21 protein-coding genes and 1 tRNA gene are annotated in these 22,464 nt (G+C 59.7%); 11 read left to right on the top strand and 11 right to left on the bottom strand.

From position 1 onward, the window contains the following. Nucleotides 1-79 precede the first annotated feature (79 nt). Entirely contained in the window at nt 80-619 is a 540-nt protein-coding gene (locus JOE34_RS16205; protein ID WP_003395744.1) for a GNAT family N-acetyltransferase, read from the bottom strand. Between the two features lie 104 nt (nt 620-723). On the opposite strand from JOE34_RS16205, the gene JOE34_RS16200 reads away from it, so the two are divergent. The 3 genes from JOE34_RS16200 (at nt 724) to solA (ending at nt 5,080) form a co-directional block, all read left to right on the top strand. Beyond that, nucleotides 724-1,614 carry a LysR family transcriptional regulator gene (locus tag JOE34_RS16200; RefSeq protein WP_017278754.1) on the top strand — a complete coding sequence of 297 codons (891 nt, stop codon included), beginning with the start codon at nt 724-726 and terminating at the stop codon, nt 1,612-1,614. A 263-nt stretch (nt 1,615-1,877) separates the two neighbouring features. After that, on the top strand, nt 1,878-3,461 hold the full coding sequence (locus JOE34_RS16195; protein ID WP_209996082.1) for an aldehyde dehydrogenase (NADP(+)): 1,584 nt from the start codon (nt 1,878-1,880) through the stop codon (nt 3,459-3,461). 443 nt (nt 3,462-3,904) lie between these two features. Then, nucleotides 3,905-5,080, top strand: a complete 1,176-nt coding sequence (gene solA / locus JOE34_RS16190) for an N-methyl-L-tryptophan oxidase (RefSeq protein ID WP_209996074.1) — start codon at nt 3,905-3,907, stop codon at nt 5,078-5,080. On the opposite strand, the gene JOE34_RS16185 is transcribed toward solA, so the two are convergent. The 6 genes from JOE34_RS16185 to JOE34_RS16160 form a co-directional block, all read right to left on the bottom strand. Beyond that, complete coding sequence (locus JOE34_RS16185) at nt 5,081-6,430, bottom strand: TolC family outer membrane protein (protein ID WP_209996072.1); 1,350 nt, start codon at nt 6,428-6,430, stop codon at nt 5,081-5,083. A 1-nt stretch (nt 6,431) separates the two neighbouring features. Continuing rightward, the gene (locus tag JOE34_RS16180; RefSeq protein WP_004417301.1) at nt 6,432-7,769 is read right to left on the bottom strand and encodes an HlyD family type I secretion periplasmic adaptor subunit; all 1,338 of its coding nucleotides are present in this window, start codon (nt 7,767-7,769) and stop codon (nt 6,432-6,434) included. Further along, nucleotides 7,766-9,559 (bottom strand): type I secretion system permease/ATPase, encoded by a 1,794-nt coding sequence (locus JOE34_RS16175; RefSeq protein WP_209996063.1) that lies wholly within the window; start codon nt 9,557-9,559, stop codon nt 7,766-7,768. The genes JOE34_RS16180 and JOE34_RS16175 overlap by 4 nt, the downstream gene beginning before the upstream one ends. Before the next feature lie 89 nt (nt 9,560-9,648). Beyond that, on the bottom strand, nt 9,649-10,032 hold the full coding sequence (locus tag JOE34_RS16170) for a protease inhibitor Inh/omp19 family protein (protein ID WP_209996061.1): 384 nt from the start codon (nt 10,030-10,032) through the stop codon (nt 9,649-9,651). A 58-nt stretch (nt 10,033-10,090) separates the two neighbouring features. Next, entirely contained in the window at nt 10,091-11,521 is a 1,431-nt protein-coding gene (locus JOE34_RS16165) for a serralysin family metalloprotease (protein WP_003411605.1), read from the bottom strand. Between the two features lie 480 nt (nt 11,522-12,001). Then, a complete protein-coding gene (locus tag JOE34_RS16160; protein WP_010425505.1) occupies nt 12,002-12,673 on the bottom strand; it encodes a Bax inhibitor-1/YccA family protein in 672 nt (223 codons plus the stop codon). Between the two features lie 121 nt (nt 12,674-12,794). Between JOE34_RS16160 and JOE34_RS16155 the strand changes: the two genes are divergently transcribed. Both JOE34_RS16155 and JOE34_RS16150 read left to right on the top strand, forming a co-directional pair. After that, nucleotides 12,795-12,882: transfer RNA gene (locus JOE34_RS16155), tRNA-Ser, on the top strand. A gap of 143 nt (nt 12,883-13,025) precedes the next feature. After that, nucleotides 13,026-13,934: a LysR family transcriptional regulator gene (locus JOE34_RS16150; protein ID WP_046266440.1), complete on the top strand. Its 909-nt coding sequence runs from the start codon at nt 13,026-13,028 to the stop codon at nt 13,932-13,934. Here JOE34_RS16150 and JOE34_RS16145 read toward each other — a convergent pair. Continuing rightward, the gene (locus JOE34_RS16145; protein ID WP_004417290.1) at nt 13,920-14,699 is read right to left on the bottom strand and encodes a substrate-binding domain-containing protein; all 780 of its coding nucleotides are present in this window, start codon (nt 14,697-14,699) and stop codon (nt 13,920-13,922) included. The genes JOE34_RS16150 and JOE34_RS16145 overlap by 15 nt on opposite strands. 15 nt (nt 14,700-14,714) lie before the next feature. Then, nucleotides 14,715-16,016: an MFS transporter gene (locus JOE34_RS16140; RefSeq protein ID WP_004417288.1), complete on the bottom strand. Its 1,302-nt coding sequence runs from the start codon at nt 16,014-16,016 to the stop codon at nt 14,715-14,717. Nucleotides 16,017-16,250: 234 nt separating this feature from the next. Here JOE34_RS16140 and tusD point away from each other — a divergent pair, with 234 nt between their 5' ends. The 6 genes from tusD to JOE34_RS16110 all read left to right on the top strand — a co-directional run bounded on the left by tusD (nt 16,251) and on the right by JOE34_RS16110 (nt 19,731). Further along, nucleotides 16,251-16,643, top strand: a complete 393-nt coding sequence (gene tusD / locus JOE34_RS16135; RefSeq protein ID WP_003317940.1) for a sulfurtransferase complex subunit TusD — start codon at nt 16,251-16,253, stop codon at nt 16,641-16,643. 1 nt (nt 16,644) lies between these two features. Then, nucleotides 16,645-17,007 (top strand): sulfurtransferase complex subunit TusC, encoded by a 363-nt coding sequence (gene tusC, locus JOE34_RS16130; RefSeq protein WP_004417284.1) that lies wholly within the window; start codon nt 16,645-16,647, stop codon nt 17,005-17,007. Continuing rightward, nucleotides 17,007-17,306, top strand: a complete 300-nt coding sequence (gene tusB / locus JOE34_RS16125; RefSeq protein WP_003395712.1) for a sulfurtransferase complex subunit TusB — start codon at nt 17,007-17,009, stop codon at nt 17,304-17,306. Before tusC ends, tusB begins: the two co-directional genes overlap by 1 nt. Further along, nucleotides 17,303-17,638, top strand: coding sequence for a TusE/DsrC/DsvC family sulfur relay protein (locus JOE34_RS16120; RefSeq protein ID WP_003317943.1), 336 nt, complete (start codon nt 17,303-17,305; stop codon nt 17,636-17,638). The genes tusB and JOE34_RS16120 overlap by 4 nt, the downstream gene beginning before the upstream one ends. Then, the gene (locus tag JOE34_RS16115; protein WP_046266441.1) at nt 17,635-18,636 is read left to right on the top strand and encodes a glycosyl transferase family protein; all 1,002 of its coding nucleotides are present in this window, start codon (nt 17,635-17,637) and stop codon (nt 18,634-18,636) included. The genes JOE34_RS16120 and JOE34_RS16115 overlap by 4 nt, the downstream gene beginning before the upstream one ends. 96 nt (nt 18,637-18,732) lie before the next feature. Beyond that, on the top strand, nt 18,733-19,731 hold the full coding sequence (locus JOE34_RS16110) for a glutathione S-transferase family protein (RefSeq protein WP_010425515.1): 999 nt from the start codon (nt 18,733-18,735) through the stop codon (nt 19,729-19,731). Between the two features lie 50 nt (nt 19,732-19,781). Here the strand turns inward: JOE34_RS16110 and cysG are convergent, their stop codons facing one another. Both cysG and serS read right to left on the bottom strand, forming a co-directional pair. Continuing rightward, nucleotides 19,782-21,176 carry a siroheme synthase CysG gene (gene cysG / locus JOE34_RS16105; RefSeq protein ID WP_010425516.1) on the bottom strand — a complete coding sequence of 465 codons (1,395 nt, stop codon included), beginning with the start codon at nt 21,174-21,176 and terminating at the stop codon, nt 19,782-19,784. Beyond that, nucleotides 21,177-22,457, bottom strand: a complete 1,281-nt coding sequence (gene serS / locus JOE34_RS16100) for a serine--tRNA ligase (protein ID WP_029572571.1) — start codon at nt 22,455-22,457, stop codon at nt 21,177-21,179. It lies immediately after the preceding gene. Nucleotides 22,458-22,464: the final 7 nt, after the last annotated feature.

Genomic DNA, 22,464 nt, shown 5'->3' with positions numbered 1-22,464 from the left:
CGATTCAGGCAAGCGCTGGCAACGCTATTGAGCCGGATTGTTCGACAATTTCATCTTGTACAGCAGAGCCATGGCAGGGTCAGGTGCGCTCCACCGGAACACTGCCCCAACCTTCGCCCAGCATGCGCTGCATCAGCACCGTGTCTACCCAACGGCCATGCTTGAAACCGACCGATTCAAACACCCCGACCCGGCGAAAGCCAAGACGCTCATGCAGGCGCAACGACGCGATATTCTGGCTGTTGCCGATTACCGCAATCATCTGCCGCCAGCCGCCCGCTTCACAGTGCTGCACCAGGGCACTCAACAGCGCCTGGCCGATCCCCTGACCGCCGAGTCCATCGCGCACGTACACGGAGTCCTCGACGGTAAAGCGGTAGCCTGGACGTGGCCGATACGGCGTAACGTAGCCATAGCCGACAATTTCTCCGCCGCGCTCAGCGACCAGATACGGCAAGCCTTTCGCAAGGACCATACGACGACGCTGCAGCAATTCGGCCAGGTCAGGCGGCTCCAGCTCGAAGCTGGAAATCCCGTGCAGCACGTGGTCAGCGTAGATCGCCTGTACAGCGGGCATGTCATCGTCGCGGGCGTCACGCAGGTCAAAGGTTGAAGTCATGTCCAGGCTCTGTACGAATGTCTGTGAATGGCCGCAATGATGCCGCTCACCACGACATTAAAAAAGCTATGATTTGTCATCCACAGCATAAGAAATACTTTGTCATGCGTCGGCTGAACCTCAATCACCTGCACACCTTTTCGCTGGTCATTGCCCATGGCAGTTTTTCTGCGGCGGCGGAGCGTTTGCACCTGACCCAACCCGCGGTCAGCCTGCAGGTGCGACAGCTGGAAGATCAACTGAAGCTGCAACTGATCGAACGGGTCGGCAAACGCCTCAAACCTACCTCCGCAGGCAATGTACTGCTGGAGCATATCGCGCGCATCGATGCGGTGGTCGAAGACGCCCTGCAGGCGCTGTCCAGCCATGCCAGCGGCATTGCCGGCAAAATCGCCATCGGCACCGGCGCAACAGCGTGTATTCATCTGCTGCCGCCCATGTTGCAGGCGCTGCGTCGGCGTTTCCCCGAACTGGATGTGCGCGTCAGCACCGGCAACACCGAAGGCATCCTCAAGGCGGTCGAAGAAAACCTCGTGGATCTGGCGCTGGTCACCCTGCCCGCCTCTGGCCGCAGTCTGCACATCACGCCGCTGCTTGAAGATGAGTTCGTCGCGATTTTCGCCAGCAGCCAGCGACCGATGCCGGCACACATGACCCCGGAGCGCCTCAGCGCACAGCCGTTGGTCGTATTCGAAGCCGGCAGCAGCACGCGTCAGTTGATCGATGAATGGTTCCTGCATGCCGGGATCCGGGTAAAACCGGTCATGGAACTGGGCAGCATTGAAGCGATCAAGGAAATGGTCGCTGCAGGCCTGGGCTACAGCATCGTGCCGCGGATGGCCGTTGCTGCGCTGCACCATCGCCGCGGCCTGCAAGTGCTGCCCTTGGCAACAGCGCTGACTCGCACACTGGGAATTGCCTTACGCCAGGACAAACCGGTCAGCAAAGCCCTGCGTCAGGTGCTGGATGCGCTGCAAGACCTCAAAAGGTCATAAAGGCGCGCCACGATAGAGGCTTGATTGCGCCCTTGCACTATAAAGAGCAAAGGCACTCGGCCTGGCAAATAAGGTCGACAGTTGCACAGGCGGCGAATCAGGTTGTACGATGACTGCCCACTGGTAACTGAAAAAATGATGGCTGGCCTGCTTTTAGACGCCCCATCACTGACAATCTGTAAAGCAACTCGGCAACCCATAAGGAGCGCCGGTCCGGATACCTTCCCTGCCGACCTCCAACCTCAAAACAACAGGAGATACCGATGCCTAACATTCTCGGCCAGAACTTCATCGCTGGCGGCCGCAGCGCTTTGGGCCAGAGCCTGCAAAAAAGCCTGGATGCCACCACGGGTGAAGAGCTGCCTTACAGCTTTCATCAGGCCACCGACGGCGAAATCGACGCCGCGGCACTGGCTGCCAAGGCTGCATTCCCGGAATTTCGTCAGCTGAGCCCGGCCCGTCGCGCGGATTTCCTCGACGCCATTGCTGATGAACTCGACGGGCTTGGCGATGACTTCGTCGCTATCGTCTGCCAGGAAACCGCTCTGCCCCAGGCGCGTATTCAGGGTGAGCGCGGGCGCACCAGCGGCCAGATGCGTCTGTTTTCCAAGGTCCTGCGCCGCGGTGATTTCGTCGGTGCACGTATCGACCTGGCGTTGCCGGATCGCAAGCCGTTGCCACGCGTCGACCTGCGCCAGTACCGCATCGGCGTGGGCCCGGTTGCTGTGTTCGGGGCAAGCAACTTCCCGCTGGCGTTTTCCACTGCGGGCGGTGATACCGCAGCAGCACTGGCCGCCGGTTGCCCGGTAGTATTCAAGGCGCACAGCGGTCACATGGCGACTGCCGATCTGGTGGCCAGCGCAATCATTCGCGCTGCCGAGCGTACGCAGATGCCCAAAGGCGTGTTCAACATGATCTTCGGCAACGGCGTCGGTGAAGGCCTGGTCAAGCACCCGGCCATCCAGGCGGTTGGTTTCACCGGCTCGCTGAACGGTGGCAACGCGCTGTGCAAAATGGCTGCCGAGCGTCCACAACCCATTCCGGTGTTTGCCGAGATGTCCAGTATTAATCCGGTCGTGCTGCTGCCAGGCGCCTTGCAGGCACGTGGTGAAACCGTGGCCAAGGAGCTTGCCGGCTCGGTGGTCATGGGTGCCGGTCAGTTCTGTACCAACCCCGGCGTGGTCATCGGCCTGCGCTCCCCGGCGTTCTCGACATTCATCGAGCAACTGACCGAACAGATGGGCAGTCAGGCTCCGCAGACCATGCTCAACGCGGGTGGCCTGCGCAGTTATAGCAAGGGCGTGGAACATCTGCTTTCGCATCCTGGCGTGACTCATCTGGCCGGCAAGCCACAGGAAGGCAAGCAGGCTCAGGCGCAGTTGTTCAAGGCTGACATCAGCCTGTTACTGAACGGTGATCAATTGCTGCAAGAGGAAGTCTTCGGCCCGACCACGCTGCTGATCGAAGTCGCTGACGATGCGCAGTTGAAAGACGCGCTGCAAGCCTTGCGTGGTCAGCTGACTGCGACGGTGATCGGCGAGCCTGCGGACTTGAGCCAGTACAACTGGCTGCAACCGATTCTCGAAGAGAAAGTCGGGCGCATTCTGTTCAACGGCTACCCGACCGGTGTCGAGGTCTGCGAGGCCATGGTTCACGGTGGCCCATACCCGGCAACCTCGGACGCACGCGGTACCTCGGTGGGCACCCTCGCCATCGACCGCTTCCTGCGCCCCGTGTGCTATCAGAACCTGGCGGACAGCCAGTTGCCACCTGCGTTGCAGAACGCCAACCCGTTGGGCCTGCGTCGTCTGGTCAATGGCGAATGGAGTGATCAGCCTGTCGCGTAATCGCCATCGGCTAAATCCGCAACACAGCATCCGCAACACAGCAGCGCGACCTGATGAGGGTCGCGCTTTTTTTTGGAAAAAATTTCTTTTTTGTGCCCGGAGTCGCTTATAGCGGACCGGTTTTGTACCCGGATGACAGCAACATAGAAGTGCAAAACATGGGCTGTTCATAAAATAACCACACAGCTGTAAGCCACGTGTAACAAGGGTTTCAAAAAGTTACCCACAGACATACCCACGATTTCCGTGGACAACTTTTCATCGAATTCGGACCTTAAAAACCCTGAGCAGTGCAAGCGTAAATTTTTGACGGGGGCCTTGAATTCCGGGGTGATGGCATCGGTAATGGCCCACGAGGCCGCCCGACATAACCTTATGCACGTTTGGCGGTTGATTCGACAGGCAGTCCCGCGTGAAATAGACGATTTATCGAGGCCTCAACCATGCAACAGCGTTGTAACGTGGCCGTACTCGGCCTGGGTGCCATGGGTGCTGCCACGGCCTATCAGTTGGCAAAGGCCGGAGTCGATGTGATTGGCATCGACCGCTACGCCCCTCCGCACACACAAGGCTCCAGTCACGGCGATACCCGCATCACGCGGCTGTCGGCCGGTGAAGGTCCGCAATACCTGTCACTGGTACGCAGCTCGCAGCGCATCTGGCGCGAACTTGAAGCATTGAGCGGCGAGTCGCTGTTCGAGCAGTGCGGAGTGCTGGTGATGACTTCAAGCCCCGCTTACGATCCAGAGGACGTCAACGACTTTACCCATCAGACCATCGCGCTGGCCCGCACTTATGGGGTGAAACACGAGGTATTGGCGGCCGCAGCGATTCGCGAGCGCTTCCCTCAGTTCGCTCCTGTGCTGGATAGCGCCATCGGCTATTTCGAACCAGAGGGCGGATTCGTTCGGCCCGAGCGCTGCATCGCCGTACAGCTCAAGCTGGCAAGGCAACACGGCGCGCGTTTGCTGACCCACGAGACGGTCACGCAACTGCAGGCGCATGGCGATCAGGTACGAATCACCACCGACAAGGGCTCGATCATCGCCGACAAGGTCGTGGTCAGCGCGGGCATGTGGTCGGCCGATTTGCTTGGCGCACCGTTCAGCGACCTGCTGCGGGTGTGCCGGCAGAAGCTGTTCTGGTTCGAGTTGCAGCATGAGGCTGCCTTTGCTGCGCCGTCGCCAAGCTTCATCCTGATTCACGGGCCGGGCGACGCCGATGTCAATTACGGCTTCCCGCCGCTGCCCGGTGAAAACAGCATGAAGGTCGCCACCGAGCAATACCTTGAGACGTCAGCGGCTGACCAGTTGGACCGCACCATTACCGCGCGGGAAGAACAGGAAATGTTCCGCACTCAGGTGCAGGGCAGGATTGCGGGACTGACGCCAAAGGTGGTCAAGTCTTCGGTGTGCGCTTACACGGTCACGCCGGACTGCCACTTCATCATCGATGAACACCCGCACCTGAAAAATGTGACGGTGGTCTCGGCCTGTTCCGGCCACGGTTTCAAACATTCGGCCGGGCTCGGACTGGCGCTGGCGCAACGCTGTATCGAAGGCGAGAGCGATGTGGATCTCTCGGCCTTTTCACTGCAGCGTTTCGCCAGACAGTGCTGATCAGCGCGCCACCACGAAAGCCTCGTCGATGCGCGCCAGATCGGTGTCACGCAAGGTGCCGGCGTAGTAATGCAGCTTGATCCAGGCCATCAAATAGTCGTAACGGGCTTTCGCCAGATCGCGACGAGTACTGTAAAGCTGCTGCTCGGCGTTGAGGGCATCCAGGCTGATGCGCTCGCCACCCAGAATGCTCTGGCGGGTCGATTCGACAAGTGCCTGCGCCGAGATCAGCGCCTTCTGATAGGCGCGCAACTTGCTCACCCCTGACGCACAGGCGTTGAACTGGCGACGCAGCTCGATCAGGGTTTCGCGGGTCTTGCCCTCCAGCTCGTATTCAGCCTGCTCGCGCTTGCTGTTGGCCTGGCGCACCGAGGCGCTGGTGCCCCCTCCGGCGTACAGCGGAAGACTGAGCTCGATGCCTATCGTGTTGGTGTCGTAACGCTGATTGTAGGTGTTGCCGCTGTCCGATTCGTTCTGACGGATACTTGCGTAGGCATTCACCGTCGGCAGATGCCCCGCGCGATTGCGCTCCACCTCGTATCGCGCCACTTCCAGGGACTGACGCTGCGAAGCCAGGATCGGGCTGTTGGCCATCGCCAGCGCATGCCACTCGGTAAAGCTGGACGGTGCGAGGACCAACGCCTGAAAGCTGTCCCTCAAGGGCTCCAGCTGCGCAACATCGATACTCGGCTCGCCCAGCAACGCGGCCAGCTCGCGCAAGGCCGCGTCCTGCTCATCGCTGGCTTCGATCTGCTCGGCAATCGCCAGTTCGTTGCGCGACTCCGCTTCGAGAATGTCGGTGCGTGTGCCCTCTCCCTGCTCGAACATCTGCCGATTCTGCGCGAACTGGCGTTCGAACGCCTGCTGCTTGGCACGCGCGATATTGATCTGGTCCTGGGCGAAGAGTGCCTGGGTGTACAGGGTCAACACCCGCACCAGTAACTCCTGGCTCTTGCTGCGAAAGGTCTCGTCGGCAAACAACGCCTGGGCCAGTCCCTTGCGGTAATTGGCGTACGCCTCGTAATCGATCAATGGCTGCTGAACCGTCAGGCTCGAACCAAAGCTGTTGTAGTGGCGATGATCAGTGGTGTCTTGAGTGCTGCCTTTGAGGGTCGCCTTGGAATCGTTGCGCCCCTTGTTGTAGCTGTATGACACGCGGGGCAACAAGCCGGCACGACCGATCACCCGGTTTTCCAGACCCGCGTCACGCTCCTTCAGCGCGCCCAGATAAACCGGGTCATTGCGAAGCGCCAGTTCATAGACCTGAAACGGGCCCATGGCCTGACTCAAGGGTGCAGTACCCATCAGGATGGCCGTCAGCAAAGCAGCTTTAAGGGGATGACGAAACATCCTATTCCTCCGTCAACGCGGAGCCGGCACGGTCCAGCAAAGGTTTGAACAGATAATTGAGCAGCGAGCGCTCACCCGTGCGCACGAACATTTCAGCGGGCATGCCGGGTTTGATCACCAGCCCGTTGAGTTTTTCCAGCGCCGCGTCGCCCACCGAGGTGCGCAGGACGTAATACGGCTGGCCGGTTTTTTCATCCTGCATCTGGTCGGCAGAAATCAGGCTCACCTCGCCGGAAACCCGCGGCGTACGGCTTTGATTGAACGCGGTAAACAGAATGTCGACCGGCAAATGGCTAGCGACCTTGTCGATCAGTTGCACTGGCAGCCGCCCTTCAACTTCAAGCCGTGTGCCTTGTGGGACGATTTCCAGCAGGGTTTCGCCGGCACGCACCACCGCACCTTCGGTGTGCACGCCCAGATTGACGGCGATGCCATCCGCCGGCGCCAGGATGGCGCTGTGTTGCAGACTGAAACCGGCCGAGGCCAGTTGCTGCTCAAGGGTAAGCGCCTTGACCTGGGCATCGGCCCATTGGCTGCGCACCTCTTTCTGGTACTCCTCGCGCTGCTGCTGAAGGCGCAGGCGCGACTCGACGATACCTTGCTCTATACGTCCGGTTTCGCCTGCGTTTTGCGCCAGGCTCTGCTGCACCTGAGAAAGCTGACGCTGGAACTCCAGCAGGCGATTGCCGGGAATGAACCCGTTCTGCGCCAGCGGCTCCAGGTTACTCAGTTGCTTGCGTAGCGAATCAGCCTGAGCCATCAGATCCGAGCGTGCACGGCGCATGCCGGCGAGCTGCAATCCGGCACCCTCGATGCTCGCCTGCAGACCGGACTGCTCGCGCGCCAGGGCCTGGCGTCGGCTGCTGAACAACTGCCGCTGCCCTTCAAGCACCAGCGCCAGCCGTGGGTCGGGGTCTTGCCCCTGCCCGGCGGCAATGAGTTCTGCGGGAAAACGCACCTCGTCAAGGTTGTCGCGCTCGCTCTGCCAGCGCGCCAGGCTGGCCCAGGCCATTCGGTACTGGGCTCGCAGCGATTGCACGTCGGCTTCGACCTGAGTCTGATCAAGGCGAAACAGCGGTTCGCCCTCTTTGACCAGTTGACCTTCACTGACCAGAATTTTGCTGACCACGCCGCCATCCAGCGATTGCACGGCCTTGCGTTTGCCAGAGACCACCACCGTCCCCTGCACGGCAATGCCCTGATCCAGAGGGGCAAGACTGGCCCACAGAAAAAAACTGCCCGCCCCCGCCAGCATGAGAATCCAGCCGGCGCGAACGAAGAACTGCACGCCACGCTCCTTGCCCGGCACGGCGTAATGAGTGTCGATAGGGCTGTTCATACGTCGGACTGCCTGTTCTGCGCGCCGTATTGACGGCTCATGGAAAGCCCGGCTGCCGGGCGAGATTGCGATTGAGGGTGCGCTTGCGCTGCTTGCGCTGACGATGGCTGCCCGGACAAGGCCTGCAACACCTGAGCCGTGGCACCGAATGCCTGCATGCGACCTTCGCTCAGCACCAGCAGGCGATCGGTCTGGTTCAACGACTGCGTACGATGGGTGACGAGCACAACGGTACAGCCGCGGGTCTTGAGTTCAGCAATCGCCTGAGTCAGCGCCGCTTCACCCGCGGCATCCAGATTGGAATTGGGCTCATCGAGCACCACCAGTCGCGGATCGCCATACAGCGCACGGGCCAGCGCGACGCGCTGTTTCTGACCGCCGGACAAGCCAGCGCCATCATCGCCCAGCCGCGTGTCGTAGCCTTGCGGCAGGCGCAGAATCAATTCGTGCACGCCCGCCAGTTGCGCGGCAGCAACCACCGCGCTCGCGTCGCCCTCGCGAAAGCGCGCGATGTTTTCTGCCACGCTGCCGCCGAACAGCTCGATGTCCTGCGGCAGATAGCCAATATAGGGACCCAGCGCCTCTCGGTCCCAGCGATGCATATCGGCCCCGTCCAGACGTACCGTTCCGCCCAGCGCTGGCCAGACACCAACCAGCACGCGTGCCAGGGTCGATTTTCCGGAGCCGGATGCGCCCAGCACGCCGAGCACTTCACCGGCTTGCAACTGGAAGCTCACTTGCTGAATCGTCGGCGACGTTTTGCCTGGAGGCGCCGCGCTGACCTGTTCGGCACTGATCTGACCGCGCGGTGCCGGCAGCGGCATGCGCGGCGCAGGCTCGGCGTAGGTCTTGAGTAACTGGTCAAGGCGCCCGTAGGCCAGGCGTGCAGAACTCCATTGTTTCCAGACGGCGATCAACTGGTCGATGGGGCTCAGAACCCGACCCATGAGGATCGAGCCGGCGATCATCATGCCGGCGGTCATGTCTCCATTTATCACCAGCAGTGCGCCCAACCCCAGCACCAGCGACTGCAGGCACAGGCGTAAAGCCTTGCTGATTGAACTGATCACCGCTCCCGTGTCACTGGCACGGTTTTGCAGGGCCAGAAAGCGCCCATGCACATGGAACCAGCGACGCCGCAAGACCTCAAGCATGCCCATCGCCTGGATCGCCTCGGCCTGTTGCAGATGCCGGGTCGCCAATTGCGCAGACTGCTGCGAGTAGCCGCTGGCTTCGGCCAGCGGTTTGCGGGTCAGCCATTCGTTGAGGCAAGCCAGTCCGACCAGCAACACCGTCCCCACACTGGCCAGCACGCCTAGCCAGGGGTCGAAAAGGAAGATTACCGCCAGGTAGATGGGAAACCACGGGGCGTCGAAGAACGCGAACAGCGCCGGCCCGGTGAGAAACTGGCGGATGAAGGTCAGGTCACCCAGCGCCTGTCCAGCCTGACGCTGTCCGGCGTGCAGGTTGCTCTCGAACGCGGCCTGATAGACGCGCAGATTGAAACGCTTCTCCAGCTCGCTGCCGATGCGGATCACCACAAAGCTGCGGATCATCTCCAGCAAGCCGATAAACGCAAAAAACCCGACCACCATCAGCGTCAGCATGGCCAGAGTGGTCTGGTTCTGTGAGGTCAGTACGCGGTCATAGACTTGCAGCATGTAAATCGATGGGGCGAGCATCAGCACGTTGATCAGGGCGGTAAAGCAACCGACACCAATCAACGCGCTCTTGTAGTCAGCCAGCGCTTTGTACAACGGCGCAGGGTTGCCTTGGGAGGACATACTCATGGTTCTTCCTTGAAAGCCGCGAGTGCGGCCGGGTGACATCCTTGGGGACATTCATTTCGGACATTTTTTCGGTGCACGGCCGGCACCCTTTATTCGGCTGCGCGCTCCAGCCTCAGCACCTGACCGCTCGGCAGGCGCGCCTCATAGCGCTGCTCTCCCATATGGTTGAAATGAATCAGTCGATTGCCCTCTTTGTCGGTCAAGGCGAGACCGTCAGGCGTCGGGAACCAACCGACTGGTGCTTCGTTCAGCCATTTGGTGGCGCAGGCGGTATCGCCGCCCAGCTGGGGCGCCTCGGTGTTCAACTGCAGTTCGCAGGCTCGATCAGCCTGTGAATGAATAAACAGGTACCACTTGCCACTGAGTTCAGCGGGGCTTGGCAGTTTCAGACTCATGGCCATGCATGCTCCAGAAAGGCTCACCAGCAGCGCAAGAGCGGCTGGAGCGAATTGAAAAAAACGGTTGAGCTTCATAAGGACGAACGTTCCAGATCATGGGCGGGCCGATCGACTCGCCCATGATTTTTACCGGTTAAACGATGATGTCAGCAGCGACTGCCTGACCTACGGTACCGACCAGGAAATCGCCGATGCCCTGCCCGGTGAAGTCGATCGCCAGACTGCCCAGATTGCTGCTCTGGTTATAGTTGAGGATCGCCTCGCCAGCATGGCCGCTGAACGCGTTGACGAACTGCAGCGCGCTCAGCGTGGAAATGGCCGACACGTCGATCTTGTCCTGACCGCTGACGAAATCACGAATCGTATCCTGGCCTGCACGGTTGGAGTCGGAGCTGGCGCCAAACACGAAGATGTCGGCACCCGCACCACCGGTCAGGCTGTCGGCGCCGCCACCCCCATAGATGATGTCGTTGCCGGCACCACCCTTGAGGTCGTTGGCGGCAGCATTGCCGATCAACAGGTCATTGCCCGAACCGCCCACCGCGTTTTCAACCACCACACCCTTGGCGATCGAAACGTTGCCCACCATGCCACCGACATCCGAGAACGAGGCGGCATTGAGGTTGATCTTCTGGTTTTGGGTGAAGCCGGAGAAGTCGAGGGTATCCTTGCCCCCGCCATCCCACACCGAGAACACCACCTTGGAGGAGGCGGACGTGGCGCTGTAGAAATCGCGCCCGGCAGTGGAGTTGAACCCATAGACCGTATCACCGGCACGGGTGCTCATGTTCGCGCCATAGAGCTGCTGAACGGCAGTGATGTCATCCAGCAACGGTGCCGAAGAGTACGACGGAGCGCCGCCCTTGACGAAGTTCTGGTCAGTGTTGGACTCACTCCAGTAACTCATGACGCTATAGCCACGGGTGTCTTCTGCGTAGGTGGCGTCCTTGTAGCTCGGATTGCCCTCGCCCGCGTTGTAGTCACCCGGGTGAGACAGGCCCAGGGTATGGCCGATTTCATGGGTCAGGGTCTGACGGCCGTAATTGCCATTGTCCGGGGTGGTGTTGACCTTGTAGCTGTTATCGACAAGGTACCAGGACTGGCCGTCAGTACGGCTGTTGCCGCTCGGCAGGTAGGCAAAAGCTGCCCCGCCTGCGCTGCCGTTGCTGTAGTTGCCGAAGGTCATATGCCCGTCGCCGCCGGAAGCCGCCTGGGTAAAGCTGACCTTGGCGACGTCTGCCCAGGATTGCATCGACAATACCGCCTGTGCTTTCTGCTGCGCGTTGAACGCACTGAAAGTCCCCAGCGAATTGTCGAACCCGGCAGGCTTGGCCGTCAGGAACGTGTAGGTGAGGTTGATGGTGCCGTTGCCATCGCGATCCGTCCAGGCGGCGTCGTCGCGAAGAATATAATCAGCGGCCTGATCGACCGAATACGAGGGCTTGCCATTGATCGTGAGGTTGCCGCCACGGTCATACTGGTGCGCGAACGCATTGATCTGGTCAAAAGAGGTGCTGGTAGCAGCGGAAAGTTGAATTGCAGCATTTTCTTTGACTTTCGTCATGACACTTCCTTGTTTGCTGTTTGACAGGTTAGGTACGACAGGACTCTCCCCTGTAGCGAGAGAGTCCGGTCACTCGCCTTGTGAAGCATAAAAATCGTATTGCGTAACAAAACTGACACATCCTGAAATCTTGTGTCCAGCACTGTTCGATGATGTCAAGTGGCCCTAAATGGGCAAGCGCCTACAGGCGTTGGAGAATCGCCTGATATTATTTTTTGTGATGATGAAATAGTCGATAAACGCTTGAACAGACTGTAGCAAGCTTGATAAATATGACTGATAGGTCAGGAATTTTACGGGGTCGACTGGCCGCAAATGCTCTGAGTAATGCTCCGGCTCACTCAGCCGCCAGGAACGGCACACCGCCAGCAGTGCGATGGGCCAATGCTGACATTTTTCCCCGCCACACAAACGCAAAAAGCCCCGACAAGTCGGGGCTTTTGTTGAAGTGCAGCGGCCTGAATATTCAGGCCTGGTAAATCAATCGTCGCGGCTCATGATGCCGAAGATCTGCAGCAGGCTGATAAACAGGTTGTAGATCGATACATACAGGCTGACCGTCGCCATGATGTAGTTACGCTCACCACCCTGAATGATCGCGCTGGTCTGGAACAGAATGCACACCGACGAGAACAGCACGAAGCCCGCGCTGATAGCCAGTTGCAGACCGCTGATCTGGAAGAACATGCCGGCCACTACCGCACCCAGCAGTACGAAGAAACCTGCGGTGATGAAACCACCCAGGAAGCTCATGTCCTTGCGGGTAATCAGTACGTAGGCTGACAGGCCACCGAATACCAGAGCCGTCATCGCGAAGGCGGAGCTGACCACTTCAGCACCACCGGCCATGCCCAGGTAACGGTTCAGGATCGGACCCAGCAGAAAGCCCATGAAACCTGTCAGGGCGAAGGTCGACACCAGGCCCCAGGCCGAATCACGCAGCTTGTTGGTCAGGAAGAACAGACCGTAGAAGCCGATCAGCACCACGAAAATGTTCGGGTAGCCGACGCGCATCTGCTGAGCGACAAAGGCCATGACACCACTGAAAGCCAGTGTCAGGGCGAGAAGACCATAAGTATTGCGCAGGACACGACTAACCTCGAGCTGGTCGGCCTGCATGCCGGTTTTAAGGCTGTAATCCTGTTCGCGCATGGCGAAACTCCTTGCTGTTGAAATGTTGAGTTGCAAAGATCATAACAGAGGCGCTGCAACTGGCTAGTCACAGAGTTTGACAGCTTGTTTCATTCCGGTATTATGGCGCCCGCAACGAAGTGGAGGTATGGCCGAGTGGTTTAAGGCAGCAGTCTTGAAAACTGCCGACTGTAACAGGTCCTAGAGTTCGAATCTCTATGCCTCCGCCATATTTGGCAGCGCAAAGCCCTGATTATTCAGGGCTTTGTCGTTTCTGGTCGCCACGAATTCCTCCCACCGCCCCGCCGTGCGAGCTGCAGCACGCAACCTGATATATTGATGTCCATACCGAATCAATCAGCCTGGTTACGCAATGCCCATCAATTTCGACCTCAACGACCTCCAGGCATTTCGTGCCGTGGTCGAGAATGGCAGCTTCCGCAAGGCCGCTGAAACCGTGCAGATCACCCAGCCTGCGCTCAGTCGGCGAATAGAAAAGCTCGAGTCTGCGCTGAATGTGAAGCTGTTCGAGCGGACCACCCGCAGGGTCAGTCTGACCACGGTCGGCCGCGCATTTCTGCCTCAGGTCGAACGCATTCTGGATGATCTGGACAGCGCGTTGATGACCATCGAAGGCGTCGGCTCCACGCGAATGGGCAGCGTGACGATTGCCTGCGTGCCTTCAGCCGCCTATTACTTCATGCCTCAGGTCATCAGCGCCTTTCACCGGTTGTTTCCGAAAATCAGAATCCGGGTCATGGACGCCAGCGCCAATGAGGTCAACAGCGCGGTTGCCCTGGGCGAAGCCGATTTCGGGGTGAGTTTCAGCGGCAATCTGGCGCCGGAGGTGGATTTCGAGCTGCTGCTGCAGGAACGCTACGTGATGGCCTGCAGGCGGGATCACCCGCTGGCAAAGTGCGACAGCGTCAGTTGGGAAGAGATGTACCGCCACGACTACATCGGCCTGGACATCACCTCGGGTAATCGTCTGGTGCTGGATCAGGCGCTGGCACCTTCGCGCCCGCACAAGGAAAGCATCTGCGAAACCCGCCATGTCACGACCATGATCGGCCTGGTGGAAGCCGGGCTTGGCGTGGCTGCGGTGCCGTCGATCGCCATGCCGATGACCGCTCACCCGTTTCTGGTGAGCGTGCCATTGGTTGCGCCCGAGGTGATTCGCAATGTAGGGCTGATCAAGCGTCGTGGCAGGACCTTGACACCGGCAGCCCTCGAGTTGGAACAACTGGTCAGGAAAATGCCTTCACGCTCAGCGGGGAACTGAATCCAGACCGGTAGACTGCACTGTAGCCTGGGCCTTCGGGGAAGCCAGGTAATCCAGCAAGGCCTTCGCCTCTTTCGGATGCTCGGCATTGACCGGGATGCCCGCGGCATAACGGGTAACCGACTGAACGTCTTCCGGGATCTTCGCCACGAACGTCACGCCGGGAATCGGCAGCAACTCGGCAACCTGTTGAAAGCCCACCTCGTAGTCACCCTTGGCAACCACCGAAGCAACCGGGATGCGCTCGATCATCTTGCCCTTCGGCGCGAGCTCCTTCTCGATACCGAGCTTTTTGAAAAGCTCTTTTTCGATGTACACGCCACTGGCGCTGTCGGAGTAAGCCACCGACCTGGCCTTGAGCAAGGTGGCCTTGAGCTCACTGTCGGTGCCGATCGCCGGCTTGGCCGCACCCTCCTTCACCACCATCCCGATCCGCGAGTCAGCCAGTTCGACCCGCGATGCCGGGTCTACCTTACCTTGCTTGATCAGATCATCCAGCGCATAGCCGACCATGATCACCACATCGGCGTGCTCGCCACGGGCTAGACGATTCGGGATGGCCTCGGGCGCCTTGCCCATCGATGGGCCGAGAATGGTGTCCAGCGAGTCCCCGGAAGACGCCGCGTATTGCGGTCCGAGCAGTTTGTACGCAGCCGTAAAGCCGCCGGAGGTCATAACCTTGAGCTGTTCAGCCTGCGCCGCCGCACTGACCGCGATACAGCCGAGAAAAAGCGCGGCCAATTGATGTTTGCATAACGATTTCATAATGATTTTCCTTGATTAAACAGCCAGTTGCGGGCGGGTCGAGATGTGCCGGTAGAGCACCAATGTGGCACCCAGCGCACAGGCTGCAGCAAATGTCATCCAGTAAGCAGGTGCAGCCTTGTCGCCGGTGAGGTGGATCAACCAGGTCGAAATCGCCGGAGTGAAACCACCAAAAACCGCCGTCGCCAGGCTGTAGGCCAGCGAGAAACCGGCAACACGCACCTCTACCGGCATGATTTCGGTCAACGCCGGAATCATCGCGCCGTTATACAAGCCGTAGAGAAACGAGAACCACAACAGCACTTCCAGCATATGGCCGAAGCTGGGCGCCAGAGCGAGGAAAGACAGCGCCGGGTACGCACTGACGATGGTCAGTAGCGTCATCGCAACCAACAGCGGCTTGCGCCCGAAACGGTCGCTCAACATGCCGCCGACAGGCAGCCAGATAAAGTTGGAGACACCGACCAGCAAGGTCACCAGAAGCGCATCGGAGGTACTCAGGTTGAGTACGGTTTTGCCGAATGTCGGTGCGTAGATGGTGATCAGATAAAAGGTGGTAGTGGTCATCGCCACCATCAGCATTCCGGCAATCACCACGCGCCAGTTTTGCAGCAGCGTCGCGAACACCTGCCGCATGGTCGGACGATGAGAGCGAGTGGCGAACTCCTCTGTTTCCTGCAGGCTGCGGCGCAGCAGGAAAATGAACGGAATGATCAGGCAACCGATGGCGAACGGAATTCTCCAGCCCCAATCGGCGACAGCAGCAGGTGCCATCCATTGGTTCAAGCCATAGCCCAGTGCAGCGGCGACAACGATTGCCACCTGCTGACTGCCCGACTGCCAACTGGTATAGAAGCCCTTGCGGCCGGGTGTCGCCATCTCTGCCAGATACACGGACACCCCACCCAGTTCCGCGCCGGCAGAAAAGCCTTGCAGCAAGCGGCCGACCAATACCAGGGCCGGCGCCCACAGGCCGATGCTCGCGTAACCGGGTACCAGAACGATCAGCAGCGTGCCACTGGCCATGATCGAAAGCGTCACGATCAGCCCTTTGCGGCGGCCCACGTCATCGATGTAAGCGCCCAGAATCACGGCACCCAACGGACGCATCAGGAAGCCAGCACCGAAGACCGCGAAGGTCATCATCAGCGAAGCGAACTCACTGCTGGCCGGGAAAAAGGCGGAGGCGATCTGGGTGGCGTAAAAGCCGAACAGGAAGAAGTCGAACTGCTCGAGGAAATTACCGGAGGTGACCCGAAATACCGCGCCTGCCTTCGACCGGGAGGATTCTTTTCGTAATGGGGATGAGCCGTGCATCAGTGTTCTCCAGCGATCTTATTAGAGTGTTGTAAGCGCTTGTGATGGAGGAGTCTGCCGGACACACTTTGAAACGATAAGTGCTATGTTTTCATCGATTGATGCCTATTGAACATCAATCCGGGCGCAAACCGTTGCATCCCGGCCCAGCGCTCGCAGGTCAACACGCGCCAAACTCACACGCCTGCCCTTGAATTCTTTATCATTGCGCATGTTTTGTTGGCAGAGCCGATCATGAAATTCGCCATCTCCCTTTTTTCCGCCGCGCATGCGCCCTCCTCTCGGCGAGCCTTGCAGTTCGCCAGGGCGGTGCTGGCAGGCGGGCACGAAATTGTCCGGTTGTTCTTCTATCAGGAAGGCGTACACAGCGCGTCAGCCAACGTCGTGACGCCGCAGGACGAGCAGGATATGGCACTGCAGTGGCGTGACTTCATCGTCGAGCACAAGCTGGACGGCGTGGTGTGCATTGCCGCGGCGTTGCGTCGCGGTGTGCTCGACACGCAAGAGGCCGAGCGTTATCAGCGGCCGGCGGCAAACCTGCGCGAGCCGTGGGAATTGTCCGGGCTGGGCCAGCTGCACGATGCTGTGCAATCGGCTGATCGCCTGATCTGCTTCGGAGGGCCGTGAGATGCCCAGATCACTATTGGTTGTCAGCCGTCAGTCGCCGTGGTCCGGTCCCGGTGCCCGCGAAGCGCTGGATATCGTACTGGCGGGCGGGGCATTCGATCTGTCGGTAGGCCTGCTGTTTCTGGACGACGGGGTTTTTCAGTTGTTGCCACAGCAGTCGCCCGACGCCCTGCAACAGAAAGACCTGACCGCAAACCTGAAAGCCCTGCCGATGTTCGGTGTCGAAGACCTTTACGTCTGCGGACAAAGCCTGGCCGAGCGCGGCATCTCCCCCGGCGCATTGAGCGAAGAGCTGAGCCAATTGACTACGCGCGCAGAATTGTCAGCACTTTTTGACCGGTATGACGAGGTAATCACGATCTGATGGCTACTTTGCACGTTCTCTCTCACTCGCCGTTTGCCGACACCCGGCTGGACAGTTGCCTGCGCTTGCTGGGCAACGATGATGGCGTACTGCTCTGTGGCGATGCCACCTATGCGCTGATGCCATCCAGTGCGCAGCTCAAAGCCCTTCAGTCGTCGGTCGACTCATCGCAACTGTTCGCCCTCGACGAAGACCTCAGCGCACGCAATCTGCCCCTCCCTGCCGGAGTCAGCAGCATCGACTACCCGGCGTTCGTGGAACTGTCGCTGCGCTTCGACAAGGTCAATACCTGGTTATGAAACAGTTGAACATTGATGGGCGCAGCATCGAACTGGACAAGGATGGTTTTCTGCAAGACCTCAGCGACTGGTCGCTGGACGTCGCCCACGCCTTGTCCGCCGAGGAAGGTATCGAGCTGAGTGCCGAGCACCTTGAAATCCTTGAGCTGCTGCGAGGTTTTTACGCCGAGTTCCAGCTTTCGCCCGCAACACGGCCGCTGATCAAATACACCGCGCTGAAGCTGGGTGCAGAAAAAGGCAACAGCATGCACCTCAATCGCCTGTTCAACGGCACTCCCGCCAAACTCGCCGCCAAGCTGGCGGGCCTGCCCAAACCGACCAATTGCATATGAATGATTACGCTGCGCTTGTCACTGAAACACCTGAAGAACATCCCTTTGCGACGTTCGTTCGCATTCTGGGCAAAGGCAAACGTGGCGCGCGCAACCTGACTCGCGAGGAAGCACGGGAAGCCATGGGCATGCTGCTCGATGAAAAAGTCGAGGACACCCAACTTGGCGCTTTTCTGATGCTACTGCGTCACAAGGAAGAAAGCCCCGAGGAGCTGGCGGGGTTTACCGAAGCGGTGCGTGAACGTCTGCACGCTCCCGACATGCAGGTCGACATCGACTGGCCGACCTACGCCGGAAAAAAGCGTCACCTGTCCTGGTATCTGCTGGCAGCCAAATGCCTGGCGCAAAACGGCGTCAGGATCCTCCTGCACGGCGGGGGCGCGCATACCGCAGGGCGTCTGTACACCGAGCAGCTGCTGGACCTGCTGAAGATACCGCTGTGCCGCAACTGGTCAGCGGTCAAAACCTCGCTTGAGCAAGAACAGCTGGCGTTCATTCCGCTCGCCGACTGGGCACCGCAGTTGCAGCGCATGATCGATCTGCGCAACACGCTGGGGCTACGCTCGCCCATTCATTCGCTGGCACGCATTCTCAATCCGCTGCAGGCGCGGTGTGGCCTGCAAAGCATTTTTCACCCGGGCTATCAAAGCGTGCATCGCGATGCCAGCAGCCTGCTCGGCGACAACGCCATCGTGGTCAAGGGTGATGGCGGCGAAATCGAGATCAACCCCGACACCATCAGCCACCTGTACGGCACCACCGGCGGCCAGCCGTGGGATGAAGAATGGCCAGCGCTCTCACCGCGTCGCCATGTAAAACCGGCGACACTCGACCCGCAGCAACTGCTGGCCTTGTGGCGAGGAGAAATCGAAGACAGTTACCCGCAACTTGCATTGATATCGACCATGGCGCTCGCCCTGCGCGGCCTGGGCGTCGATCGTGACGAGGCCTTCGCCCAGGCGCAGGTATTCTGGGATCGCCGCGACATCAATCTGTGACGCTTCGGCCTTTCGACAATGAAAGGCCGTAATCCAGTCGAACCGATGCACCCGCGCTGACCTCCAAGCTCTATCACCTGGAAATGGGAGTCAGACATGGGCCTTCTGGTCGAAGGACACTGGCAAGACCAGTGGTACGAAAGCAGCAAAGATGGCGCATTTCAGCGCGAAAATGCGCAGCGACGCAATTGGGTCACGCCCGATGGACAGCCTGGACCGTCCGGTGCAGGCGGGTTTGCTGCGCAGGCGGGCCGCTATCACCTGTACGTGTCTCTGGCTTGCCCGTGGGCACACCGCACGCTTATTTTGCGCAAGCTCAAGGGCCTGGAAGGCCTGATCGATGTATCGGTAGTCAGCTGGCTGATGCTGGAAGACGGCTGGACCTTCGATCAGCAGAAAGGCTCCAGCGGCGATGCCCTGGACGACCTGCAGTTCCTTCACCAGCGCTATACCGCCGACGACCCTCGATACACCGGCCGCGTCACCGTTCCGGTGCTGTGGGACAAGCAGCAGCAATGCATCGTCAGCAACGAATCTGCGGAAATCATCCGCATGTTCAATTCCGCATTCGACGATCTGACCGGCAATACGCTGGATTTCTACCCGCAAGCGTTACGCGCGAGCATTGGCGAGCTTAACGAGCAGATCTACCCGAAGGTCAACAACGGCGTGTACCGGGCTGGTTTCGCAACTTCGCAAGGTGCGTATGAGGAGGCGTTCGACGATGTGTTCGCTGAACTGGATGTGCTGGAAAATCTGCTCGGCGAAAGGCGTTACCTGACAGGCAAACACCTCACCGAAGCCGACATACGCCTGTTCACCACCATCGTGCGCTTCGATGCGGTGTATTACAGCCACTTCAAATGCAACCTGCGGCGCATCGCGGACTACCCCAATCTCCGCAACTGGCTACGTGAGCTTTATCAGTGGCCGGGTATCGCAGAGACGGTAAGTTTCGAACACATCAAAGGGCATTATTACGGGAGCCATCGCACCATCAACCCGACCGGCATCATACCGAAGGGGCCCGCACTCGATCTGCAGGCAGATCACGACCGTGAGCGACTGTCCGGTGAAGGTGTCTGGAACAACTGACGTATGGGAAGAAGTGGTGGATAGCCCGGACGGGCTACCCACCATTGACATCAGAGAGTCGCCTGAGCGCCCTCGAACCACGCCAGCTTTTCACGCAACTTGACCACCTCACCGATGATCACCAGCGTCGGCGCATGAACGTTATGCTCGGCGACCAGCTGCGGCAGGTTTGCCAAAGTACCCGTGAACACACGCTGATTGACGGTGGTGCCCTGCTCGACCAGTGCAGCAGGCGTGTCGGCAGAGCGACCGTGCCGGATCAACTGCTCACAGATAACCGGCAAACCGATCAGCCCCATGTAAAACACCAGTGTTTGCGCAGGCGCTACCAGATCTGACCAGGGCAGATCTGTCGTACCGTTTTTCAAGTGCCCGGTGATGAAGCGCACCGATTGCGCATGATCACGGTGCGTCAACGGTATACCCGCATATGCTGCGCAACCGCTGGCAGCGGTGATGCCGGGCACTACCTGGAACGGTATGCCATGCGCCGCCAGTTCTTCGATTTCCTCGCCGCCACGGCCGAAGATGAACGGATCACCGCCCTTCAGACGCACCACTCGCTTGCCCTGCTTTGCCAGTGCAACCAGTTGCTGGTTGATCTGTTCCTGCGGAACGGCATGCTCCGCACGGCGCTTGCCAACGTAGACACGCTCGGCATCACGACGGCACAGGTCAAGAATCGTTGGCGCGACCAGGCGGTCATACAGCACCACATCCGCTTGCTGCATCAGGCGCAAGGCCCGGAAAGTCAGCAAATCCGGATCACCTGGACCCGCACCGACCAGATAGACCTCACCGGTCTCAGAAGGCGGCTCGCCAGCAATCTTGGCGATCAGCATACGTTCGGCTTCAGCACCCTGCCCGGCCAGCTGGCGATCGGCAATGGCGCCCTGAAAAACATCTTCCCAGAACGCTCGGCGCTGCTGCACATTCGGAAACAGGCCTTTGACCTGATTGCGAAAGCGCGCAGCCAGTCCGGCGAGCTGCCCGTAGCTGGAGGGAATCCAGGTTTCCAGCTTGGCGCGAATCAAACGCGCCAGCACCGGCGCATCGCCGCCACTGGACACGGCAATCACCAAGGGCGAGCGGTCGACGATGGCCGGAAAGATCACCGTACACAGCGCCGGGGCGTCAACCACGTTGACCGGAACGCAACGCAAGCGGGCATCGCGTGACACCTGAGCGTTGAGCGGCTCATCATCCGTCGCAGCAATGATCAGCACGCAACCATCAAGGTCGCATTCGCTGTAGCCGCGCAGGATCATTTCACCGCCGCTCTGGACAACCAGCTCGCTCAGTTGTGCCTCGATTTCCGGCGCAACCACGCGCAGCACTGCACCGGCGTCGGCAATCAGGCGTGATTTGCGCAGGGCAATTTCACCGCCACCAACCACCAGCACACGGCTGCCACGCAGGTTATGGAACAGCGGCAGAAATTCCATTTAACCGATGACCTCAAGGCCGCCCATGTACGGCTTGAGCACCTCAGGCACACGAATCGAACCGTCCGCCTGCTGATAGTTCTCCAACACTGCCACCAGTGTGCGGCCTACCGCCAGGCCCGACCCGTTGAGGGTGTGGACCAGCTCCGGCTTGCCGGTTTCAGGGTTACGCCAGCGCGCCTGCATGCGCCGCGCCTGGAAATCACCGCAGTTGGAGCAGGAAGAGATTTCGCGATATTTGTCCTGGCTCGGAATCCAGACTTCCAGGTCGTAAGTCTTCACCGCACTGAAACCCATATCGCCGGTGCACAGCGCGAGCGTGCGATAAGGCAGCTCAAGCAATTGCAGGACGCGTTCGGCGTTGCCGGTCAGCGACTCGAGCGCGGCCATGGAGTCATCAGGCGCAACGATCTGGACCATCTCGACCTTGTCGAACTGGTGCTGGCGAATCATGCCGCGAGTGTCACGCCCGGACGCGCCCGCTTCACTGCGGAAGCAAGGGGTATGGGCAACAAACTTGAGAGGCAGCTGTTTGGCATCGAGAATTTCACCCGACACGATATTGGTCAGCGACACTTCGGCAGTCGGGATCAGGTACAGATCGGCCTCGCCTTCGCGGGAGATCTTGAACAGGTCTTCCTCGAACTTGGGTAACTGACCTGTGCCCTGCAACGCTGGTGCCTGCACCAGATACGGAGTGTAAGTCTCTTCGTAGCCGTGCTCGTTGATGTGCAGATTGATCATGAACTGTGCCAGGGCACGGTGCAGACGCGCGATCGGGCCACGCAGCAGCGCAAAGCGCGCGCCGGACAGCTTGGCTGCGGTCTCGAAATCCAGCCAGCCGAACCTCTCGCCCAGCGCAACGTGATCCTTGACCTCGAAATCGAATGACGTCGGCGTACCCCAGCGACGTACTTCGACGTTGCCTTCTTCGTCGGCACCGACCGGCACGGACTCGTGGGGCAGGTTCGGAATGCTCAGCACCAGCGCATCCAGTTCGGCCTGAATACCATCCAGCTCGACCTTGCCTTCGCTCAGCTCATTGCCCATGCGCTCGACATCAGCCATCAACGGCGCAATATCTTCGCCGCGCTGCTTGGCCTGACCAATGGATTTGGAGCGTGCATTGCGCTCGGCCTGCAGCTGTTCGGTGCGGGTCTGCACTACCTTGCGCTGGGCTTCCAGCGATTCAATGCGCGCCACATCCAGCGTGAAACCACGGGAAGCCAGGCGATCCGCTACGTCCTGAAGTTGAGTACGTAACAGTTTGGAATCGAGCATATCGTTC

Source organism: Pseudomonas sp. PvP028, assembly GCF_017832255.1.
Lineage (GTDB): Bacteria > Pseudomonadota > Gammaproteobacteria > Pseudomonadales > Pseudomonadaceae > Aquipseudomonas > Aquipseudomonas syringae.
Note: the sequence above shows the minus strand (reverse complement) of the source record. Positions and strands in the feature narration are given on the sequence as shown.

What these genes read in the sequence shown, in the direction of transcription:
- JOE34_RS16120 (WP_003317943.1), top strand. Translation starts at nt 17,303, where the DNA reads ATGAAACAGTTGAACATTGATGGGCGCAGCATCGAACTGGACAAGGAT.
- JOE34_RS16185 (WP_209996072.1), bottom strand. Translation starts at nt 6,430, where the DNA reads ATGTTTCGTCATCCCCTTAAAGCTGCTTTGCTGACGGCCATCCTGATG.
- JOE34_RS16200 (WP_017278754.1), top strand. Translation starts at nt 724, where the DNA reads ATGCGTCGGCTGAACCTCAATCACCTGCACACCTTTTCGCTGGTCATT.
- cysG (WP_010425516.1), bottom strand. Translation starts at nt 21,176, where the DNA reads ATGGAATTTCTGCCGCTGTTCCATAACCTGCGTGGCAGCCGTGTGCTG.
- JOE34_RS16140 (WP_004417288.1), bottom strand. Translation starts at nt 16,016, where the DNA reads ATGCACGGCTCATCCCCATTACGAAAAGAATCCTCCCGGTCGAAGGCA.
- tusC (WP_004417284.1), top strand. Translation starts at nt 16,645, where the DNA reads ATGCCCAGATCACTATTGGTTGTCAGCCGTCAGTCGCCGTGGTCCGGT.
- JOE34_RS16110 (WP_010425515.1), top strand. Translation starts at nt 18,733, where the DNA reads ATGGGCCTTCTGGTCGAAGGACACTGGCAAGACCAGTGGTACGAAAGC.
- JOE34_RS16115 (WP_046266441.1), top strand. Translation starts at nt 17,635, where the DNA reads ATGAATGATTACGCTGCGCTTGTCACTGAAACACCTGAAGAACATCCC.
- JOE34_RS16160 (WP_010425505.1), bottom strand. Translation starts at nt 12,673, where the DNA reads ATGCGCGAACAGGATTACAGCCTTAAAACCGGCATGCAGGCCGACCAG.
- serS (WP_029572571.1), bottom strand. Translation starts at nt 22,457, where the DNA reads ATGCTCGATTCCAAACTGTTACGTACTCAACTTCAGGACGTAGCGGAT.
- JOE34_RS16145 (WP_004417290.1), bottom strand. Translation starts at nt 14,699, where the DNA reads ATGAAATCGTTATGCAAACATCAATTGGCCGCGCTTTTTCTCGGCTGT.
- solA (WP_209996074.1), top strand. Translation starts at nt 3,905, where the DNA reads ATGCAACAGCGTTGTAACGTGGCCGTACTCGGCCTGGGTGCCATGGGT.
- JOE34_RS16180 (WP_004417301.1), bottom strand. Translation starts at nt 7,769, where the DNA reads ATGAACAGCCCTATCGACACTCATTACGCCGTGCCGGGCAAGGAGCGT.
- JOE34_RS16205 (WP_003395744.1), bottom strand. Translation starts at nt 619, where the DNA reads ATGACTTCAACCTTTGACCTGCGTGACGCCCGCGACGATGACATGCCC.
- tusB (WP_003395712.1), top strand. Translation starts at nt 17,007, where the DNA reads ATGGCTACTTTGCACGTTCTCTCTCACTCGCCGTTTGCCGACACCCGG.
- JOE34_RS16170 (WP_209996061.1), bottom strand. Translation starts at nt 10,032, where the DNA reads ATGAAGCTCAACCGTTTTTTTCAATTCGCTCCAGCCGCTCTTGCGCTG.
- JOE34_RS16165 (WP_003411605.1), bottom strand. Translation starts at nt 11,521, where the DNA reads ATGACGAAAGTCAAAGAAAATGCTGCAATTCAACTTTCCGCTGCTACC.
- JOE34_RS16175 (WP_209996063.1), bottom strand. Translation starts at nt 9,559, where the DNA reads ATGAGTATGTCCTCCCAAGGCAACCCTGCGCCGTTGTACAAAGCGCTG.
- JOE34_RS16195 (WP_209996082.1), top strand. Translation starts at nt 1,878, where the DNA reads ATGCCTAACATTCTCGGCCAGAACTTCATCGCTGGCGGCCGCAGCGCT.
- JOE34_RS16150 (WP_046266440.1), top strand. Translation starts at nt 13,026, where the DNA reads ATGCCCATCAATTTCGACCTCAACGACCTCCAGGCATTTCGTGCCGTG.
- tusD (WP_003317940.1), top strand. Translation starts at nt 16,251, where the DNA reads ATGAAATTCGCCATCTCCCTTTTTTCCGCCGCGCATGCGCCCTCCTCT.